A 19,849-nucleotide genomic window follows, 5' to 3' on the forward strand; every position below is an offset into this window, starting at 1 on the left:
ATCAAAGTCACCAGGCCCTTAAATTTTTGATGAAGTTGGCAAAATAACCGTTGTGGAGCAACGACTTAAACCTACATCGTTCCCCTACGGTTGTATCCGGTAATTCTGCTGACTTTCGGCACCCTTTGCATACCCCGTACCTACACTGAAACTCAGGTAGATACCTCAATCATTTTGTAAGGAACAGGGCTGATGCCAATCTACTATGCCGGGTGAATTGAAATTAGGCGTGATGGGCGAAACCCTCTATCTTGGTAGTTCATTCAGTTTTGTTGCCACTTCAGGGAGTTAGGGCTCAACCCTTTGCGTTCCTGCGGCACAGCAAAACTGAACATACTCATAACTCCCCTGTATAAGGCTTGAGAAGGATGGAAGGGGCAGCAAAATCTGGGTTGAAACGTGATGCAACGATAGAGGTTGAACATTTAGAAAGCCTATTAAAATGGTAGGTTTAATTAATCATAAAATCCCCAAAAGCTTTGCTACTCAGTTGGCAGACGGCACAGCTTCTAGGGATTTTATGATTAATGAGTTGGGCTATTGATAGTAACCCTGAATGTTTTTGAAAGTTGAAATAAACCGTACTCATTTCAACCTTCAAAAACATTTTAAGAGCTGCACAGGAATGCAATATTTCCTCAAACTTGCAGTCGGTTATCCCGACTAAAAATGTTTTCGAGGAAGATGCGCTTTCCATTCCTCGCCAATGAACTCAATTGAGCAGCAATTCTCAGTATGGGTTTCAAAGCTAAGAGTTCGTGCCCGTCGGGCACGAACTCTTAGCTTTGAAACCCGAAAATAGCCCGCCTTCGACGGGCTATTTTCGGGTTGGATATCAAAATGAGAATTGCTGCCAATTTAGGTAGAGAGCACAGGAGCGCCATGCAAAACGGTATGATGACTGCTGATCTAATGGGCGAATCTTGAACATGGGTTGTCGGTGTTTGCTTTCGCAAGTCGTGAATGTTCTGGCGGCACGGGTGAGCGAGGGGGGATTGCCCCGCGAACAAACTATTCAGGGGGTGACAACGGATAGTCGTGTTGTACCTCCTGGGTCACTGTTCGTGGCATTGCGGGGCGATCGCTTTGACGGCCATGCCTTTGTTCGGACGGCTCTAGAGCAAGGAGCGATCGCTGCTGTTGTTTCAGAACCCGTTCCGGGCATTGAAGATCTGCCTGTCCTGCAGGTTCCCGATACTCTGGTGGCTTATCAAACTCTGGGGCGTTGGTGGCGGGAGCAATTTCCCGGCCCTGTGATTGCAGTTACAGGTTCTGTTGGCAAAACCACGACCAAGGAAATGATTGCGGCAGTTTTGGGAACTTGCGGCTCTGTCCTTAAAACACAGGCCAATTTCAACAACGAAATTGGTGTTCCCAAAACCTTGCTGGAGCTAGATCCTGAGGTTCATCAATTTGCTGTGGTGGAAATGGGAATGCGGGCCAGTGGAGAAATTGCTCTCTTGACCCAGATTGCCCGTCCTGACATTGCGGTCATTACCAATGTCGGTACGGCCCATATTGGCCGTCTGGGCTCAGAGCAGGCGATCGCTCAGGCCAAGTGCGAACTGCTGGAGCAGCTTCCTGAAACAGGGATTGCGGTTTTGAACCATGACAATGCCCGGTTGATCAGTACGGCAGCCAAGGTTTGGAGCGGAAAAACCCTTACCTATGGCTTGGAAGGCGGTGACATTCAGGGCCACCTGCTCAATGCTCAAACCCTTCAAGTTGAAGGCTTGACGTTTCCTTTGCCTCTGCCCGGGCGACATAATGCGCTTAACTTCCTGGCAGGCCTAACCGTAGCTCGCATTGTGGGCATTGATTGGGAACCTCTTACCCAGGGAATAACCGTGGAATTACCGAAAGGGCGTGCTCAGCGATACAGTCTTCCCGGGGATGTGGTGATTTTGGATGAAACCTACAACGCGGGAGTGGAATCCATGTTGGCTGCTCTCCATTTGCTGGCAGAAACGCCAGGTCAGCGACGCATTGCAGTATTGGGCACGATGAAAGAACTGGGAGAGCGATCGCCCGAACTCCACCACCGCGTCGGTGCTGCTGTACGCCAGCTGAAGCTCGATCGTTTGCTGGTCCTGGCTGACCCCGCTGAGCAGGAAGCTTTAATGTCTGGGGCCGCTCCAGTGCCTGCAGAAGCATTTGAAAGTCATGAAACTCTGGCACAACGGCTCAGCGCGTTGGTGCAGCCTGGTGATCGCCTCCTTTTTAAGGCATCCCGTTCGATGGAATTGGATAAGGTGGTGTCTCAGGTTGTGGCTCGCTTGGGGGATGCCCCAGCCTGATGTAAAGGATGCTCCTGGAATGAGACTACTGTGTTTGAGTAATGGCCATGGCGAGGATGCGATCGCCGTGCGAGTCTTGCAAGCTCTTCAGGCTCTTGGGCAAAAGGAACTCGTAGCGCTGCCGATCGTAGGGGAGGGAAGTACCTACGAGCGAGCTGGTATTCCGATTGTCGGGACCGTCAAAGCAATGCCCTCTGGTGGCTTTGTTTATATGGATGGGCGGCAACTAGCCCGAGATCTAAGGGGTGGACTCGTACAATTGACTCTGGCCCAAATCCGTACTGTGCGCCAATGGGCTGCCGATGGGGGGCATATTTTGGCGGTGGGCGATATTGTCCCTCTCATGTTTGCCTGGGCCAGTGGGGCATCTTATAGCTTTATAGGCACGGCAAAGTCGGAATATTATCTCCGGGATGAATCGGGAGTGCTAACGCGGCGCACCTGGTTTGAGCAGATGGAAAGCTGGTCAGGATCTGTCTATTTACCTTGGGATCGATGGTTTATGGCCCATTCTCGGTGTCGGGCTGTTTTCCCTCGCGATCATCTGACTGCCGATACCCTAAAACGCTGGTCCATGCCCGTATTTGATTTAGGCAACCCAATGATGGATGGTCTGGACACCGATAGCCCTCAGCCATCCTGGGAAACGGAGCCGATCACGATTGCGTTATTGCCTGGATCCCGCCATCCCGAAGCCTATGAAAACTGGAAGCTGATACTTCAGAAGATCCAGAGCTTGGTGGAGGAAGCGGAGCCGATAGAGTTCGTGGGAGCGATCGCCCCCAGTCTTTCGCTCGAACCCCTGGTTATGGCTCTACTCCAGCAAGGCTGGCAGAAGACTGCTCCCCAAACCTTTACCCAGAAACACCACTCCCTACGATTAACCCAGACCGAATTTGCAGACACCTTACAGCGGGCACACCTGGCGATCGCAATGGCCGGTACCGCCACTGAACAAGCTGTTGGTCTTGGAAAACCTGTGATTACTTTTCCGGGCCAAGGTCCGCAATTCACTCCTGCCTTTGCAGAAGCCCAGACTCGCCTCCTGGGTTCCTCCATCCTTTATTTACAGGGTTCTACATCCCTGACAGAAACCATTCGCACCCTACGGCACGACAAGAACTATCGTCACCAAATTGCCTTAAATGGCCGTCGCCGTATGGGTACTCCGGGAGCCGCTGCCCGCATTGCTGCTTGCTTACTCGACTTGCTCTAACCAGTTCAAGAAGGGCGTGGAAAAGCTATGCCCCTGTCCAGTTGGTCAAGCAATACCCGGATCGCAGAACTTGAGAATGAAAGAAGAACTGTCCAATCTGGCTAACAATCTGAAAATCTAACCTTTAGCAGTACTTCAATCTACTTCAAACCCCGTAGACGCGGAGTAGCCCAATATGGCTGCTACAAAATTCCTGGGTCAAGGCGAGTTGGTGGCGATCGCCCCAACTGGAAGTAGGATAATTTGCTCTCTAACTAAATCTCCGCTAACGCTTAACACTCGCTGCAAGCACACCTGAAATGCTCAAAACAAACCCCCAAAGCCACATTTTTGGTAATAGAAAAAAACACTTGAGTTAACATTGGGCGTCGAACGCCTCTAGCGGCTTCAACCCTGCAAAATCATCATTCGCTACCCCTGTACTGCCAACACCCATGCACGTAATCCAGCGTTTTCACAGCTTAAGCCTGGCGTTAACCCTGACCCTACTGGGATGGGTTGTTTCACCGCCCAAGGCCCAGGCCCAACGTACCTCCTTCTGCCAGCTCACAAGCCAACAAGTAACCCAGAAGGATCAGCTACGACAACGAGGTCTAGAGGGCGATCGCGACAGTCTTAACCAATACCGACGTCTTGTTCGCCAACATGCCGAACAATTGGAAGATTGTCGAGACGAAACCTGGCCCCAAAACCAAGCGGTGTGGTTGCGGCTCTACCCCTGCGATGCTCGTCCTGGGGAGATGGAACGCGTTCTGGATCGTATTGTGAGCAAAGGCTATAACCAGGTTTACATTGAAGTCTTCGGATCTGGACAAGTGTTGTTGCCAAGCGGCGATAATCCAACCGTGTGGCCTGCGGTATTACGCGAATCAGGCTATGAGCGGCGGGATTTGATGGCAGAGGCGATCGCCAAAGGTCATGAACGAGGGCTCAAGGTTTACGCCTGGATGTTCAGCATGAATTTTGGTTATTCCTACTTGCAACGGCCAGGCGCATCCCAGGCTTTAGCTTATAACGGCTACGGCCAGACGAGTTTGGAAGCTGCTCGCTCAGCCGGTGTCAACACGGATGGCAGCATCCATAGCGAAGAAGTTTTTGTCGACCCTTACAGTGCTCAAGCTCGAACAGATTACGCAACACTCGTGCAAGCTGTCCTACGCCGCCAGCCCGACGGTATCTTGTTCGATTACATTCGCTACTTACGAGGATCCGGAGCGTCGTCCGTAGCCAGCCGAGTACAGGATTTGTGGATTTATGGCCCATCCGCCCAGCAATCCTTCTTGCAGCGAGCGATGAACCAGAGTGGCCAGGATGCTATGCGCCGATTTCTTCAGCAGGGTTACATTACCTTGCAGGATGCTATCGATCTGCAAGCTATTTATCCCCAAGAACCTCAGCCCCTATGGCAAAGTCTTAACCCCGATCCCGCCTTTGCTCTGGCTTCTCCTGAGGAGCGGAGTCCTTACTTACAACAGGGTTTGTGGCGGTTGGCGATCGCCCACGCCTATCAAGGTGTGATCGACTTTCTCACGCAAGCTGCTGCTCCAGCCCAACAACGGGGTATTCCAGCCGGTGCGGTATTTTTCCCGGAAGGCAATCAAGTTGTAGGACAAAACGGCCTGGATTCAAGGCTCCAACCCTGGGATCGGTTTCCACAATCCCTAGAATTGCATCCCATGTCCTATGCCACCTGTGGCAATACAACCTGCATTGTGAGCCAGGTGCAACGGGTTGTTGCCCAGGCATCTAGCTCGTCTCAGGTCAAGCCTGTCCTCGCTGGAAACTGGGGACAATCCATGAGCGGCCGGCCGTCTTTGGAAGCACAAATGCTAGCTATTCGCCAGGCGGCTCCTCAGATCCAAACTGTCAGCCACTTCGCTTTTTCCTGGCAAGAACCCCAACTGGATCGGGAACGGAAATTCTGTCAGCTACGCTGAGTTTCTAGAATTAACTTCAGCATCTCTAAAAAGAGTTAATTAACTCGTTTCTCAGGAGGATTCTGTATGGCCGAGGCTGGTGCCGCCAAAAGGAGGATGCTGAACCCCAAGTTGCGACCTAAACTGAAGAGCAAAGGTCCGTCTCTGGGTGGAGAATTTAGGAGCATTTCCTCTAAACACCCTACCTTAGATAGGTATTGCGCTTCATTGGTTTCGAAGGGAGAGATTGCGTATGGCAGAAACAGTCACTCAAACGTGCCCGGTGTGCCAAGTTAAAATCGTGCCCTGCGGTGTCATGGGCGATCGCGTTGAGTTTGCCTTCGGGGCGCCCAGTACGCGGGATGTATTGTGGCAACGGGTTTGTCGCCATACTCAAAAAAACGGTTGTATCAATAAAGGAACTGGTAATACGGCTCTCTAAATTCTGAAAGCAAAGCCAGTTATTCGTTGGCGAAATTTACTGTAATCCCTAAGCCAGAACTAGAGGCGAGGGCGCGGTAAACTTTATATAAGAAAACGTCTATTGATCAGTCGTTCATTTAGGACACGGCATTGTTTCCTGAGAAGCGATCGCCGCCTTAACCGTTTATGATCCCTACATGTTCCATATCAGAATTGCAAAAATTCGTAGTTCTGCTGAATAACCAGTGGTTTTTGCTAGCCCAGAAGCAGGAGAGCGAGTAGTGAAGCGGTTTTAATACCTGTTAATGAAGATGTTGGGCGCTCGAAGCTGTTAATAGAAAATGGCCCAAATCTTAAAGGTTATCTGCTTCATAAGCTCCTGTTTTATCAGCAAAAATTTAGGCGGATGGTATGGAAAAGTTATTATTCGAAGACCGCGAGACTATTCGCGCTCAAGCAATTTTTCTTGGGGAAAAGCTTGATCTTCATTCCCTAGCGCAAACGGAATATCTAGCCAAAAAGCCGTTAGTTGTATCTGCTGGGCAACAGGGATATGCCGTTCTTTTTGACTACGGGGCTGTGGTTATGTTTGGGCTTGAACCCATTCAGGAAGCCTCATTCCTTACCCATTTACGGCCCTTAATTGTAAGCCCGTTTAAGACGCCTGAAACGGAAGAAGTTACATTGAAGTTAGTGGCTGCTGGAGCAGGACAGGCTGACAACGGCGTCATTTACCTGCAGAGTCTTTCCATTGAATCTCTACAAATTGTGGCAGATGTGCTAGCCAAAAGCGTCGTTTTAGCCCAATACGAAGAAGGTACTGCCAAAGTCTTCGACAAAGTTGAGCCTGTTGCGAACGAACTTGCCTTCTCTACTAAAACAGAGCGTTGGGGCAAAGAACTCTTGCGGCAATTGGGAACTACCCTTGCCATTCAACACAAGATTGTAGGCCGTGTTGAGATTATCGATAAACCCGATCTCCTCTGGGATTCTCCTGAGCTAGATCGGTTACACCGCCGTTTGGAAGATGAGTATGAAATCCGTGAACGACATACGACTTTGGAGCGGAAACTCCAACTCATTTCAACCACTGCTGAAACCGTGCTAGACCTCCTGCAACACAACAGCAGCCTACGTGTTGAGTGGTATGTCGTAACCCTCATCGTGATTGAAATTATGCTGTCGCTATTTGATCTATTCCTTCAAGTTTCCTAGTACGCTGAGGCGGAAATCCATCACCTATGTTTTGTGTGGGGTGCGAAGCACCCCACACAAAACATAGGTTGCGAACTTAGGCCGCAGCCTACTAGTAGGGCTTTACTGCACCAGTTTTGATAGGAGAGGCGAAGTTGCTCCTCCTGTCAAAGCTAATGATTCACAAAAATCTTATAAGGCACTGTGCAGATTAATGAAGTGTAGGTGCTGTGGTACTCAGTGCTACACGCCACCTACACCTCATAAACTTGAACATCGCCCTAGCAGATAACAAGCTTCTTTCATGCGAGTTTATTTAACCTCAGTTCGGGATAAGCTGAAGTGCTCATTTTGGCGTGCGCTTTGCGCACGCCAAAATGAGCGTTTTCGAGTGCCGCGCAACGCGCGGCACTCGAAAACACCCTTAACCCAAACTCAGGTTATTTATAACAAAGATACTTTGGCTCACCTGAGAATCGATCGCCCTTTTCTATACGACAACAGTAGGGATTAGAATTCTAATCCCTACTGTTTGGTAGATGTAATACTTTTATCGCGGGCCTTCTCGTTGATTTTGAGCCGCGCATCTTTAAGCAAGACTCGTATAACCTAACAACCAGTTCTGGGCTAATATCCAACTCGTTTGGGTGCAGTCTAACTTTTGAGGAGGGGATTTTGTGGGGTAAATGATCCCCTCACGAGGGCACAGGCCACAAATTTTAACTAGTAGCGCATCAAAATGTTAACCCAGTGCAACCTCGGTTTCACAGTTAGATTAGAAGTCAACTACTCAACTTATGTCAATTCCTCACGCTGGGGCCGCGCAAGAAACACTTATCTACCCAACCAGGTCAGACGCTGAACCCGCCAGGACGAGCGACTGTTCAGATGGCTTAATCTGGTACTTCACTAAGTTGGCCAGCTCCTGAAGTTGGCTGATGGCTTCTGCGCCCTCTAGTTTCATGAGTTCGCGATCGTCCCGCATCTCAGTCCAGGTAATTCCATAATCAGACACTAGGAAACGAATCAGATGATTCTCTCCCAGACTGACCATAAAAGAAGCGCTGTTCATCTGACCACCGCAGGTATAGCAGGAAGCGAGATAGCCCTGACGCTCCAGCACTGTTGCCAGTGCTTGAAGATTCATGACGAGGTCCTGTACTAACTGCTGGTGTTGCTTTGCAAGTCTTACAAACATCCTTAGCCTCCAATCACCAATAATCCATTCTAGCGCTTTAATGTTTTTTTAATATTTCCATCTTGCGGTCATCTTATCGCCCTGGGCAGGAGTATGCCAATCACCCATTTAGGGGTATACAACCGAAAACGCAAGAAGCTTGAGAGTTAATCTGGTAACAACGAGGCGAATAATGAGCGATCGCCCTGATGAATAGCCTTCCCTTTTTGATACCTTATGTTATCAATAGGCTAATCAAAAATTCTGGAAATGTTCGTATCTGTCTTAACAATTTTTCAGATGATCCGTCAAATAGTAATTGTAATGGAGAATGTCAACTTGATTCCAACTCATTGCATATCAATAAATGAGTTTGGCTCATGGATATTAGAGTGCCAAAAAAGATTTCTGAAGTATATTTCTTATCTTTTACTTACATAAATATAAGTTTCAAAAGCATCTCCTGATAATCAGGATAAATTCAGAAACTTAACACAAAATCCTTGCAGTACCTTTGTTTGTAATACTTTTGAGCACTCAGTACTCCTGATGATCTGTGCCAAGCCTCTAAAGCAGCAGATGAATTTGAGATAACGAAGTAATAATAAATTCCGTATCCATCAAAACATGTTCCTGATTTGCTTTAAGAGTAAATAAAATAGTTAATAAAGACTTTTACTCATGTTTGAGTATTTTTAGCCCTTCCTAAAAATATTCCATGGAAATTGCTGATAGTAATGAATTTCACTAAAATTCACTTCTTAGTAGTAGATGATTGACGCAATTCACGCCTCACTCCAACGGTGGATCAAGAGGGATCAATCGGTATAGATTTACAGTAAGTTTGCTATATGTGGATTTTGCCCATATTCAAAAATCAAAACCGAGAATGCTAAGTCTGTCATTTTGGGTGGGAACAAACTCGCTATTTTAGGCTCTGCAAGATGGGTGTAGGAGTTCTCTAGGGCAGGTTTAAAGCTTTGAGAACCCACAATTGCCGAACTTACGGTAACTGCGGGTTCTCAAGTTCATCCATGGCCAGATGAAGTACATCTGACGGTAAGGTGGGTTGTAACCAGAATTAGGGATTGACTTGCCACCAGCCTAAAACGGGGCCTAAAAAGCGGATGACCACCCAATAGGCCACCAAAAGACCAATCCCAGCCCAGGCTCCTGCTGTACTCCATTTCACAAACTGTGCGGCTTGGGATTTTTTGAAGGGCAACCAAGGAAGAACATTTTGTTCTTGCCCGTACTTTTCTCCCAGCGTTTCTTTACGGCGTTTTGAATCACCCATAATGTTCTGTTGATTAACTGGTTAGTCCAAAGTTTGCCTTGATCATAACGTCTTCTAACCCCTTTTCTTAGGGCAGAAGGGACGGATAAGCGCTCAGCCCATCCATCCCTTCTGCCCTGAGAAGAACGGGGCAAATGGAGAGGATGTGCCTCTTCTCCAAGCTAAATTTTCAGACTTGTTTCGGCTTGATAACTGGGTCAGCCACGCTCCTATCCTACGTAACCTGAGTTCGGGTTAAGGGCGTTTTCGAGTGCCGCGCAACGCGCGGCACTCGAAAACGCTTAATTTGGCGTGCGCAAAGCGCACGCCAAATTAAGCACTGCAGCCTATCCCGAACTGAGGTTACGTACTAATGGATTGCTAATCAACCGAGGAGTAATCCGGCGTAGAGAAGAGGCTGGCATCTACATAATTGATTCGCGCCAGGGGGTGGAGAGCGGTCAAAACTTGTTGACCATAGGTGCGGTAATTAACCCGGTTGTCCAAAAGGGCTACCACCCCTTGGGAGTCACGAAGGGGGGCGATCGCCCGTTGCAACTCACTTAATGCCGTTGGTAGTAAATACAGCTTGAACCAATCTTGACGCAGCTTCTTGTAATACGCTACGCGGCTGGCAACAAGCGGATTTTCCAGAGATGGGATGGGTAAGGTTGGAATGACTAATAGGCGTGGAGTAGGCAACACACCCTGGTGCTCACGCCAAAACTCCCAACCTGTTACTAAAATTCCCATCTCATCAAGGCAGGTCTTCTCCATCTGTACCCGTGACCCAAATTCTGCCGCGAGAACAGCGGCAATCTGGGCACGTAGGGGCGTATCTCCTACCAAGATTACGCTCAACCCTTGCCGGGCCGTCTTTGTAGTAAGCAACGCCCGCAATTCCTGCATCAGAACGGGTTGAAATTGCGGGGTGTTGGGCAGGGGTAAACCATCAGGCAAGTAGAGCTGAATCAACTCGTGCTGACGATCTAGCGAAAACTTGACACAGGTTAAATCCCCTAATCCAAGGCGCTGACGATAGGTTAAGGCTTTCGTTTCGGGATCCAGTGTGCCGCCCATCAGTACCAGGGGTTGCTGTTCCCATATCGGCTGTAAGTAGGATGCCACATCTAATGGGCAGGTGAAGAGGGAGAACTGCCCATGGAGACGACTGACTTCCGCCCAAAACAACACATCATCTGAATGAAGTCGGGTTAGCACTGAGGCCCAGGGTTCGGGTAATGGAGCTGGGTTGTCTCCTGCATGAGCCAATAACCCATCTGCTAATTCCCGTAACAAGCTCTGCTCCCAGGATTCTACGGGGTAGCATTCGTAGGGGTTGGCAGGATGTTGGAAAACTGCATGAGTCAGACGTACCCGTGTGTTGCGGATGTCTTCTGCCTGCTCGGGATAGGCTAGCATCAGCTCATCCCACTGGGCTGGCGAAATGCTGACAGTCAGGGCCTGCCGTACCCAATCCTCCAGGTCATCGACTCCGTCGATCAACGTGGGGATGCCAGCAGGGAAACGTCCTTCAGAGTAGAGGCGATCGCGCAACCATGACTCTGGGGATGTCAACAAAAGGCCATCATAATCTTCTGATGGGAAGCGATCGCCCGTCCGAATCGCCTTTGGAGTTTCAATCCACTGGCGCAGTCGGGGAATCTCGACCATTAATAGCCGTTGTTGTAAGGCTTCTGGCACGACCAAAATAACTGGACCTTGCCACAGGAGGGCTGGCATCAGATAGCTGAGGCGGTAGCGACCGTGATACCCAGATGGAGCACCCGCCTGGATCAATGCACTCCGGCCCAAGCGCAGACCGCGGGCAACCAGGCGGGCCATCGTCAGGTGATGGTGCCAGTAAGGTTCGCCCTGCTGCCGCAGAAAAGCTCTTAATTGCTGATGGACTTCGACCTCGATCACAGGTGCCTTACTACTAGGGTTGAAACTCATTGTGACACAAACCTCAGGGTTCCTCCGATGGGTATCTGTCAGAGAAATTGACGGCTCTAAACAGCATCTTGACAAGGCAAGAAAGTTAAGCCATGCATTCTCCCTCAGCGAACGCAGCCCAGATGGGGGATAATCGACGATTGCGGTAAAGGCTAAATCAGGTTTGAGATGAAAATTGCCATTGTTGGGCTGGGATTGATTGGCGGGTCACTCGCGTTGGATTTGCGCCGGTTGGGACATACCCTGCTGGGTACCAGTCGTCGTCCCGAAACCTGTGAGCAGGCCGTTGCTCTGGGGGTTGTGGATCACGCCAGTCCCGATTTGCTGGACATGGCGGAAGCAGATGTAATTGTGCTGTGCCCCCCCATTGAGGCGATCGCCCCCATTGCTGAACGCTTAATCCCTCACCTTACTTCTTCGACTATCCTGACGGATGTGGGTTCCGTTAAGCAGCCCATTGTTGAACGGATTTCCCCCCAATGGCCGAACTTTGTAGGTGGGCATCCGATGGCAGGCACTGCCGAACAAGGCCTGGAAGCTGCCCAGCGTGACTTATTTGTGGGACGCCCCTACGTTTTGACGCCAACAGAATCTACTCCACAGGAATCTGTAGAAACGATGATGGAGGTGGTGCGATCGCTCCAATCCACCATCCACATCTGCGACCCTGCTGAACACGACCGAGCAGTCGCCTGGATTTCGCACTTGCCTGTCATGGTAAGCGCCGCTCTAATCGCCGCTTGCACGGGAGAGGTAGACGCTAACGTACGAGAACTCGCACAAGCACTAGCCAGCTCAGGATTTAAAGACACGAGCCGAGTAGGTGGTGGCAACCCCGAACTGGGACTAATGATGGCTCAACACAATACTGCGGCTCTACTAGCAGCCCTAACCCAATACCGCACCCAGTTAGATAGGTGTATCGCAAACATTCAAAACTCAAATTGGGTTGAGCTCGAAGCCTGGTTAGTACAGACTCAGCAAGAGCGACCAAAGTACATCAAGCCTTAAATGCATGGAGTAGAGCCGCCAGCTCAACTTGCTTAGGGCTGACAATCCAGAAACCTGGTCTTTCTGAAAACACCAGGTTCCCAGAGTACCGGTACAGCATTGCTTGCAACGACATCACCCATACCTGATCCAAACTTCACCGATGCGAAGCGAAGCGGCCGATAGCGCTATGTGAACCCTGAACCAATAAAAAAGGTTGAATTTGTGTATGCCAGGCACCCACAAATTCAACCACCTCAAGAAGAAATAATGTTGCGCAGACTACTCCACGCAAAATTCAACGTCTAAGCCTGTTTTCGTTGCAAAACGGCCAGTACTACATAGACAACCATTAAATAGAACGCAGCCAGTATGGGAATAATGATGGGAATATCGAAAAAATAAGACATTGGCCTAACCCTAAGAAACCTGGAGTAGCAAGCAGCGAACCCGAACCATAGGCGCACGGCAGCAGGCCCGAAAAAATCGGACGCCTTCATGCAGCAATAAAGCCAACTAAAGATAGGCGAACGAAAACACCCAGAACTCTGGGGGCTTCAACATCTCCCGTCCCTGAGCAGCGAACTGGAAAAATACCTCGTAAGACGTATCTTTCTCAGAGCCAGATAACAACGGGTGACGATTTCAACTATCAGTTTTTTGAATAGCTTCTTCCAGAATCCTAACATAGATCTCATGGGCAACGTAAATGTTTTGTTACATTTGCACACATTTTTCTCGTATCCTGAAATGCTTGCCCTGAAGGGCTTTCGGGATTTATGAGGACGGGCGATCGCCTCCCACTCGGCAAAATTGCGGTAGAAATTTTTCAGAAATCTTCCCCTGGTCTGGCTAATTCCTTGTATACAAATCTCAAATGCCTCCCTGAAGCTTTATGAGTTGTCTCCAGCTAAGTATTTCTAAGGATTTATACTCCTCAAGCCTGTTGATTTAATTCTTCGAGCTTCAAGGTAAGACCTTCAAAATTCCCTTGGTGGCTCACTTAGGGCGGTCAACCCTTTACTGAGGAGCACGAAAAGCGAATCTTTTCAAGCAGGTTTTCTAATTTACTGGGCAGGAAGTGGTCGAGTTTGCTAAAGCGAGTCCCATAGATCGGAGGGTTAGCTTAGAATAATATGTAAAATTTCGTAACCTTCGAGCTGCCGCTTCATGACTTCAGTCGCTTCCCTCTTTGCCCCGGTTGATGCAGACCTCTGTCAGATGACGGAGAATCTGAAGAACCTGGTCGGAGCTCGCCATCCGATCCTCTATGCCGCCGCTGAGCATCTCTTTGGAGCTGGAGGGAAACGCCTAAGACCTGCCATTGTTCTACTGGTCTCTCGGGCTACATCTCCTGATCAGAGCATCTATGCTACCCACCGCCGCCTAGCCGAAATTACTGAGATGATCCACACCGCCAGCCTGGTGCATGACGATGTGGTAGATGAGGCCGAATTGCGTCGGGGTGTGCCCACGGTGCATGCCAGCTTTGGCAACCGTGTAGCTGTTCTAGCTGGAGACTTCTTATTTGCCCAATCCTCCTGGTACCTTGCCAATCTGGATAACCTGGAAGTGGTGAAGCTACTTTCCCAGGTCATTATGGATTTGGCGGAAGGCGAGATTCAGCAAGGGCTTAATCGCTTTGATACTAGCCTTTCCATCGAAGCTTATTTAGAGAAAAGCTATTACAAAACCGCTTCCCTGATTGCGAATAGCTGTAAGGCGGCTGGGGTTCTGAGCGACGTGTCTCCAGAAATGGCCGTTAACCTCTATAACTATGGTCGCCATCTGGGATTAGCTTTCCAGATCGTGGATGACCTGTTAGACTTCACCAGTTCCGCCGATACGCTGGGTAAGCCTGCTGGTTCTGACCTCCGCAGTGGCAACCTGACGGCTCCCGTCCTCTATGCCATGGAAGAGAAGCCTTATCTCGAGGCGCTCATTGAGCGGGAATTTGCAGAGGATGATGATTTGGAACAGGCCGTCGCCCTTGTCCTCGATAGCAAGGGTCTGGAGCGAACCAAGGAACTCGCAGCCCACCATGCACAACTGGCTGTGCAACATTTGGCAGGGCTACCAGCTTCCACATCTAGAGAAGCACTAATTAATTTGAAGGATTATGTCTTAAGCCGGGCATACTAAGTGAGATTGGGCATATTGGGTGGAGAAACCACCCGGATCGTTCCTATCCTCCTTTGGAAGGAATCTCTTAGGTTCCTGGCACCGTCAGGCGATATCTGATGGGGGTGACGCAGAAGGCTGTTGTAATGGGCGCAGATGTGCCTGAATCAACTGCTGAATGCTTTCGCGAGTCACTTCACTCCCCTGCTGGGGGTTGCCGGGGGTCTCGAAGAAAACAATGCCATCGATAGATGTCATTGCTACCATTTGGAAAAGGATGTGTGTCACAGGGATAGGCACCGCGATCACTTGCGGATCTTTCGTCGCCGGGCTGGTCATTGCATCCTTTAACGTCGAAAAGGCATACACCACATTTTTGGACGTATCGGCTTGAGTCTGATGGTTCATGGTAATCATGACCCAACGTCCATCCAGGGTTTGCAGAATGTGGTACTGCGGGTGCTTCAACTGTCCAGCTACAAGCTTCAGTGCCGGGGCGATCGCCTGAACGGCACCGGGTGTTACCCCGTCATCGGGAGCTTGGTCGAGTAATTCCTGAATTTGCTGGTCTAAATCCATATCGGTAAGAAAACCTCGTTTTTCCTTCAGTCTAGACGACGGAGCGAGTTCTCCTGGGTTTCCCTGAGGAGTAGCGCCTGGAATCTCGGGCGAACGAGGGTCTTTGCCTGGATTTTACGCGCAACGGAAACAAAAAGGGTGTGCTACCGTTGGCCGACCAAACAACCATCAGGGAGAAAAAGTATAGAGCGTGGAAGCCATACTTGAACTACTCAGTCATGAATTGAAACAAGCCACCCGAGCTTCGGAGAAGGCCTGTCGAGACGTTGCCCTTCGGCTTACGGGGGAAGTCAACCGCATTTGCGTTGAAAGCAAACGGATTCAAGCCTCCGGCGAAGTGGAAGCCTGGTCAACGGCGTTGGCCCGTCACCGGCTAAAACAATGCCTCAAATATTATCAACTGGGCTCGCGGCGAGGCCGGGTAGAGTTGCACAGTACCTTGAGTGCGGTGATCTACCGCTATATCACTCCGCCCCAGGTGCAATCCAGCTATCAGGCCCGTCTTACCCTGATTGAGGATTTTTTGCAGGGCTTCTATATTGAAGCGCTGAATGCCTTTCGGCGGGAAAATCAGCTCCCCTCTGATTACTGCCCACGTACGTTGATTCAACTGGCCGAATACATGGCCTTTACGGAACGCTATGCCAAACGGCGCATTCCGTTACCCGGACGGCGCAATCAACAGTTGATTATCCTGAGAGCCCAAACCTTTTCTCAGCAACAGCCCCCGGAAACTTCCGTTGACATTGAGCAGGCAGCTGAGGGGGGTAATGGCGAATCGGATCAGCCCCGGAGTGCGGCTCCTCTGCAACAGTTGCGGGAACAAATGGTGGCTCAGGAGCCTGAAGTAGCCGAAGATACTCTCCGCAAAACCGTTGTTACGGAGTTGATGAGTTACCTGGAGGAGCGGCAGCAATCAGATTGTGCTGATTACTTTGCGCTGCGACTTCGGGATCTCCCGGCCCATGAAATTGAGGAAATTTTGGGCCTAACTCCCCGGCAGCGAGACTACTTGCAGCAACGCTTTAAATATCACCTGATCCGATTTGCCCTGGCACACCATTGGGAATTAGTGCATCAATGGTTAGAAGCGGATCTGGAAAGAAACTTAGGATTAACGCCAGCTCAATGGGAGACTCTGCTTAGACGCCTTACGGGGGCTCAATCTGACCTGTTGAGATTGAAGCAACAGGGAGCGTCGGATATGGCGATCGCTCAAAATCTTGGTTGCACAGTGAATCAAGTTCAGAAACAGTGGTCTAAACTACTGGAACAGGCATGGGAAATTCGAAATAATTTAGTTTCCGGAGCAGGGGTATCGACCGATGAATAGAGAATCAGAAGCTGAGCAGTTTATGTCTTGGCTTCTGCAACAACTGGCTCTGACCGATGAAGAAGCGCCATCAGGGAGCCTCGATCCCTCAATCGAGGCAAACAGTCAGAGCCTCAATCCATTGGAACTGAATAATAAAAACGAGCTCGACGTTGAGACAGCCCTAAATTCCGAAGGGCAGGCTCGCCGGTCGGACGTTTTTTCATTTCGTGATACCCCACTATCCAAACCAGGAGAGTTTTCTGTTGTGCAAGATCGTTTTTATTCATTAATTAAGCGGCGATTACGTGCCGAGATCGAGCAGAAGCCGCCCCTGTTCCCCTGGGAAGGGGAATTGCTCGATTACGAAGCAGAGCCCGCATCTGTGCGCTTCTGGATGACCCAGCTACGTCAGTTGGACGTACCGCTGAAGCTTCCTGATTCATTGCTGGAGCACCTGTTGGAGCAGTGCCAAGCTGTTCTGCAATCCTCCCTTCAGGAAGGGACTCGGCTGGTACGTGCGGTGGAATCTCTATTTCCCAATCAAGAAACCAGTCTTAATAATCTAGCCAGCCTGGTCATGGCGGCACCCGCCCGTTCTAGCGAAGCGGCGCTGGTGACAAAGGATGCTCCGCTGCCTGTGGATTATGACGCGGCAACGGATACCCAAAAGATGGCCCTCTCGTTGATGGCTGCTCGTGAAATTATTGAAAATCTGACTCTGTCTGTATCCCGCACCCATGGTCCTGTGAGCCGGGAGTGGCAGACCGAAGCAGGCCCCATTCGTCTGCGGGCCGAGTCTTCTGAGTCTGGAAGCCTGCGGGTGCGTGGCGAATTGCCTTGTGGTGGTCGCATGGAATTTCGTGGCATGGAGTCTGAGGTGATGGCCCAGCGTCCTGACGCCGGACTGCTCAGCGTTGAGCTGTTTGATCTGGCACCGCGTCGGGCTTACCCCCTGGAAGTCTCTCTGGTTCTACCTGACCAACCCATGCTGTTCTTCCAGATTTCCCTGCTCGATGAGGCATAGGTGACGTGGCCGCATGGCCTCGTTAGCATAGGGTGGATAAATAGCTCGGTTTCACACAATGTCCACTGGGTTACCACGACGCTCTGGTTTCATTGATCCCGCAAAATTTCAGGCACTCCGGCGAACTCTGGCATCTACAGATCCGGCAGAGGTGGAAGATTCGGTTCCTCTGCGGGTACTGGTGCAGCTACTGGTCATTGTTGGGGTCATTGCTATTGACGTAGCGGCGGCGGATGTCGTGGATTCGCCGGGAGTTAGCTTTTGGGCTGTGCCGGTGAGCATCATCGGGGGCTTTTGGAGTTGGTATCGCCGGTATAAAGCTAATATTCCCGTTAAATTTTGTATTGCGATCGCCATGCTGATTGCCTTGGCGGTCTTTTTCATGAGGCTCGTTGGGGATAGCAACGACACGCGGCTGGTGCTGGCAGAGCTGTTGATTCAGTTACAGGTCTTCCACAGCTTTGACCTGCCCCGGCGCAAAGACTTGAGCTATTCCCTGGTGATTGGGTTGATCTTGATGGGGGTTGCCGCCACCCTCAGCCAGACGCTCCTCTTTGCACCGATTTTACTGGCCTTTGTGGCGATCGCCATCCCTGTCCTGATGCTGGACTACCGCTCCAGGTTGGGGCTGTCGGCTCCCTCCTTCCGAGGCGTGCGATCGGATCTATCCCTCCGACGTCTGGGTACATTTCTGGCCATTATCTTGGCCCTGGGCCTGGCAATTTTTGCGGTCATGCCCCGATTTCCTGGCTACCAGTTACGCAACTTTCCGGTCAGTGCCCCCATTAACTTCCAGGGTGAATTCAACGCCGAAACCATTACGAATCCCGGTTATGTGCGAGATGGGGTTGGTAATGGAACGGGGGGCACTGGCCAGGAAAGCGGTACCGGGGCCGGGCAGATGGATGACTATTCCTACTACGGCTTCAGCAGTCGCATCAATCAGAACCTGCGGGGGACTTTGACGCCTCGCGTGGTGATGCGGGTGCGATCGCAAGCCGAAGGGTTCCTCCGCGTACTCGCGTTCGATCACTACACAGGCCAGGGTTGGGAGATTTCTCGCAACGAACCTGAGCAAATGCGTAAGTTGGATCGCCCGAACTGGACGTTCCGCTTCAACTTGCCCCTGGAGCCCACTCTCGGTCGTCGGAAAGAAGTGATCCAGTCTTACACAGTGGTGGCAGAGTTACCCAATGTCATTCCTGTGATGTATGAAGCTCGCCAGCTCTACTTCCCCACCAAGGAGGTGGCGATTGATTTGGATGGAGGGCTGCGTGCGCCAGTTCCGCTTTCCGAAGGCTTGACCTATACGGTGGTCTCAGATGTTCCCTACCGGAATCGCACCCAACTGCAACGCAACTCCCGCCGCTATCCCGAAGAAGTTATTAGAAATTATCTGGGAGTACCTGATGCCTTGCAGCAACGCATTCAAAAAACGACTCAAGACATCTTGAATGCTGCCCCCACTCCCATTACCACTCCCTATGAGCAGTCGCTCTACTTAGCCCAGTATCTCAAGCAGAACTACACGCTTCAGCCAGATCTACCCTTCTTTGGTGGTTCTGAAGATTTAGCCGAAGCATTTCTGTATCGTTATCAGGGCGGATATCCCGATCATTTTTCCACCGTACTGACCCTGATGATGCGTTCTGTCGGGATTCCGGCACGGTTAGTGGTTGGATTTCTGCCGGGACAGTTCAACCCATTTACGGGCTACTACGTTGTCAAAAACACGGATGCCTTCGCCCTGACTGAAGTTTACATTAGCGGCTATGGGTGGTTTGCCTTCAACCCAATTCCTGGGATGGAAGCCATACCACCTACCGTTAACGACTATCAAGCCTTCAGCGTACTGCGGCAGTTTTGGAATTGGATAGCCGGATGGCTTCCTTCACCGATTGCTGGATTACTGGGTGGGGTGTTTGAGTGGATCGCTGGAACAGTCGCTTGGATCTTTGCAGAGCTGACTACCCTATTTAATCGGGGATGGGTGGGCATTTTGCTCGGTGCGGGTCTGGTGACGGGGCTGGCATTTTTGGGATGGATCGCCTGGAGTGGGTGGAGTTCCTGGCGTTATCAGCGCTGGCTCGCCAAGCTACCCCCCATGGAATCGCTCTACCAGCGCATGTTGAAGTGGTTAGAATCCCAAGGCATTCAAAAGTCTTCTGTGCAAACACCTCTGGAGTTTGCTCGGCAGGTGCGCTATCAACAAGCCCCGATCCCTGTAGATATCGTGGATGAAATATCCAATGCTTATTTGCATTGGCGTTACGGGGGACAGTCGGCAGATACGCAGTACTTAACCCGCAGGCTGCAACAGGCACGTCAACAAACCCGCCGTGTGAGACGGGTTCGACCGTAAATA

At 50.5% G+C, this 19,849-nt stretch carries 14 protein-coding genes; 10 read left to right on the forward strand and 4 right to left on the reverse strand.

The annotated features are described in order from the left end of the window. Positions 1-929: 929 nt before the first annotated feature. The 5 genes from murF (at position 930) to NDI52_RS00930 (ending at position 7,067) form a co-directional block, all read left to right on the forward strand. The gene (gene murF / locus NDI52_RS00910; protein ID WP_190775606.1) at positions 930-2,297 is read left to right on the forward strand and encodes a UDP-N-acetylmuramoyl-tripeptide--D-alanyl-D-alanine ligase; all 1,368 of its coding nucleotides are present in this window, start codon (positions 930-932) and stop codon (positions 2,295-2,297) included. 19 nt (positions 2,298-2,316) lie between these two features. Then, entirely contained in the window at positions 2,317-3,513 is a 1,197-nt protein-coding gene (locus NDI52_RS00915; RefSeq protein WP_190775605.1) for a lipid-A-disaccharide synthase-related protein, read from the forward strand. Between the two features lie 434 nt (positions 3,514-3,947). After that, positions 3,948-5,450: a family 10 glycosylhydrolase gene (locus NDI52_RS00920; protein ID WP_190775604.1), complete on the forward strand. Its 1,503-nt coding sequence runs from the start codon at positions 3,948-3,950 to the stop codon at positions 5,448-5,450. Positions 5,451-5,682: 232 nt separating this feature from the next. Next, a complete protein-coding gene (locus NDI52_RS00925; protein ID WP_190775603.1) occupies positions 5,683-5,871 on the forward strand; it encodes a hypothetical protein in 189 nt (62 codons plus the stop codon). A gap of 392 nt (positions 5,872-6,263) precedes the next feature. Further along, positions 6,264-7,067 (forward strand): RMD1 family protein, encoded by an 804-nt coding sequence (locus NDI52_RS00930; RefSeq protein WP_190775602.1) that lies wholly within the window; start codon positions 6,264-6,266, stop codon positions 7,065-7,067. Between the two features lie 817 nt (positions 7,068-7,884). Here the strand turns inward: NDI52_RS00930 and NDI52_RS00935 are convergent. The 3 genes from NDI52_RS00935 to NDI52_RS00945 form a co-directional block, all read right to left on the reverse strand. Then, complete coding sequence (locus NDI52_RS00935) at positions 7,885-8,244, reverse strand: DUF1815 family protein (protein ID WP_190775601.1); 360 nt, start codon at positions 8,242-8,244, stop codon at positions 7,885-7,887. 1,060 nt (positions 8,245-9,304) lie between these two features. Next, a complete protein-coding gene (locus tag NDI52_RS00940) occupies positions 9,305-9,520 on the reverse strand; it encodes a DUF2839 domain-containing protein (protein WP_190775600.1) in 216 nt (71 codons plus the stop codon). Between the two features lie 360 nt (positions 9,521-9,880). Next, positions 9,881-11,455, reverse strand: coding sequence for an ATP-dependent DNA helicase (locus tag NDI52_RS00945; RefSeq protein ID WP_199307655.1), 1,575 nt, complete (start codon positions 11,453-11,455; stop codon positions 9,881-9,883). A gap of 168 nt (positions 11,456-11,623) precedes the next feature. Between NDI52_RS00945 and NDI52_RS00950 the strand changes: the two genes are divergently transcribed. Both NDI52_RS00950 and sds read left to right on the forward strand, forming a co-directional pair. Further along, positions 11,624-12,466, forward strand: a complete 843-nt coding sequence (locus NDI52_RS00950) for a prephenate/arogenate dehydrogenase (RefSeq protein ID WP_190775599.1) — start codon at positions 11,624-11,626, stop codon at positions 12,464-12,466. Between the two features lie 1,149 nt (positions 12,467-13,615). Further along, positions 13,616-14,587 carry a solanesyl diphosphate synthase gene (gene sds, locus NDI52_RS00955; protein WP_190775598.1) on the forward strand — a complete coding sequence of 324 codons (972 nt, stop codon included), beginning with the start codon at positions 13,616-13,618 and terminating at the stop codon, positions 14,585-14,587. 84 nt (positions 14,588-14,671) lie between these two features. Here the strand turns inward: sds and NDI52_RS00960 are convergent, their stop codons facing one another. Continuing rightward, complete coding sequence (locus NDI52_RS00960) at positions 14,672-15,145, reverse strand: hypothetical protein (protein WP_190775597.1); 474 nt, start codon at positions 15,143-15,145, stop codon at positions 14,672-14,674. A gap of 190 nt (positions 15,146-15,335) precedes the next feature. On the opposite strand from NDI52_RS00960, the gene hetZ reads away from it, so the two are divergent. From hetZ to NDI52_RS00975, 3 genes are read left to right on the forward strand one after another with little or no spacing between them, the layout of a single operon-like run. Next, complete coding sequence (gene hetZ / locus NDI52_RS00965; protein WP_190775596.1) at positions 15,336-16,478, forward strand: heterocyst differentiation protein HetZ; 1,143 nt, start codon at positions 15,336-15,338, stop codon at positions 16,476-16,478. Then, a complete protein-coding gene (locus NDI52_RS00970; RefSeq protein WP_190775595.1) occupies positions 16,471-17,484 on the forward strand; it encodes a PatU in 1,014 nt (337 codons plus the stop codon). Before hetZ ends, NDI52_RS00970 begins: the two co-directional genes overlap by 8 nt. 58 nt (positions 17,485-17,542) lie before the next feature. Then, the gene (locus NDI52_RS00975) at positions 17,543-19,846 is read left to right on the forward strand and encodes a DUF3488 and DUF4129 domain-containing transglutaminase family protein (RefSeq protein ID WP_190775594.1); all 2,304 of its coding nucleotides are present in this window, start codon (positions 17,543-17,545) and stop codon (positions 19,844-19,846) included. Positions 19,847-19,849 lie beyond the last annotated feature (3 nt).

The sequence above is a fragment of the Leptolyngbya sp. PL-A3 genome (genome assembly GCF_039962325.1).
Classification (GTDB): Bacteria; Cyanobacteriota; Cyanobacteriia; order Elainellales; family Elainellaceae; genus Vacuolonema.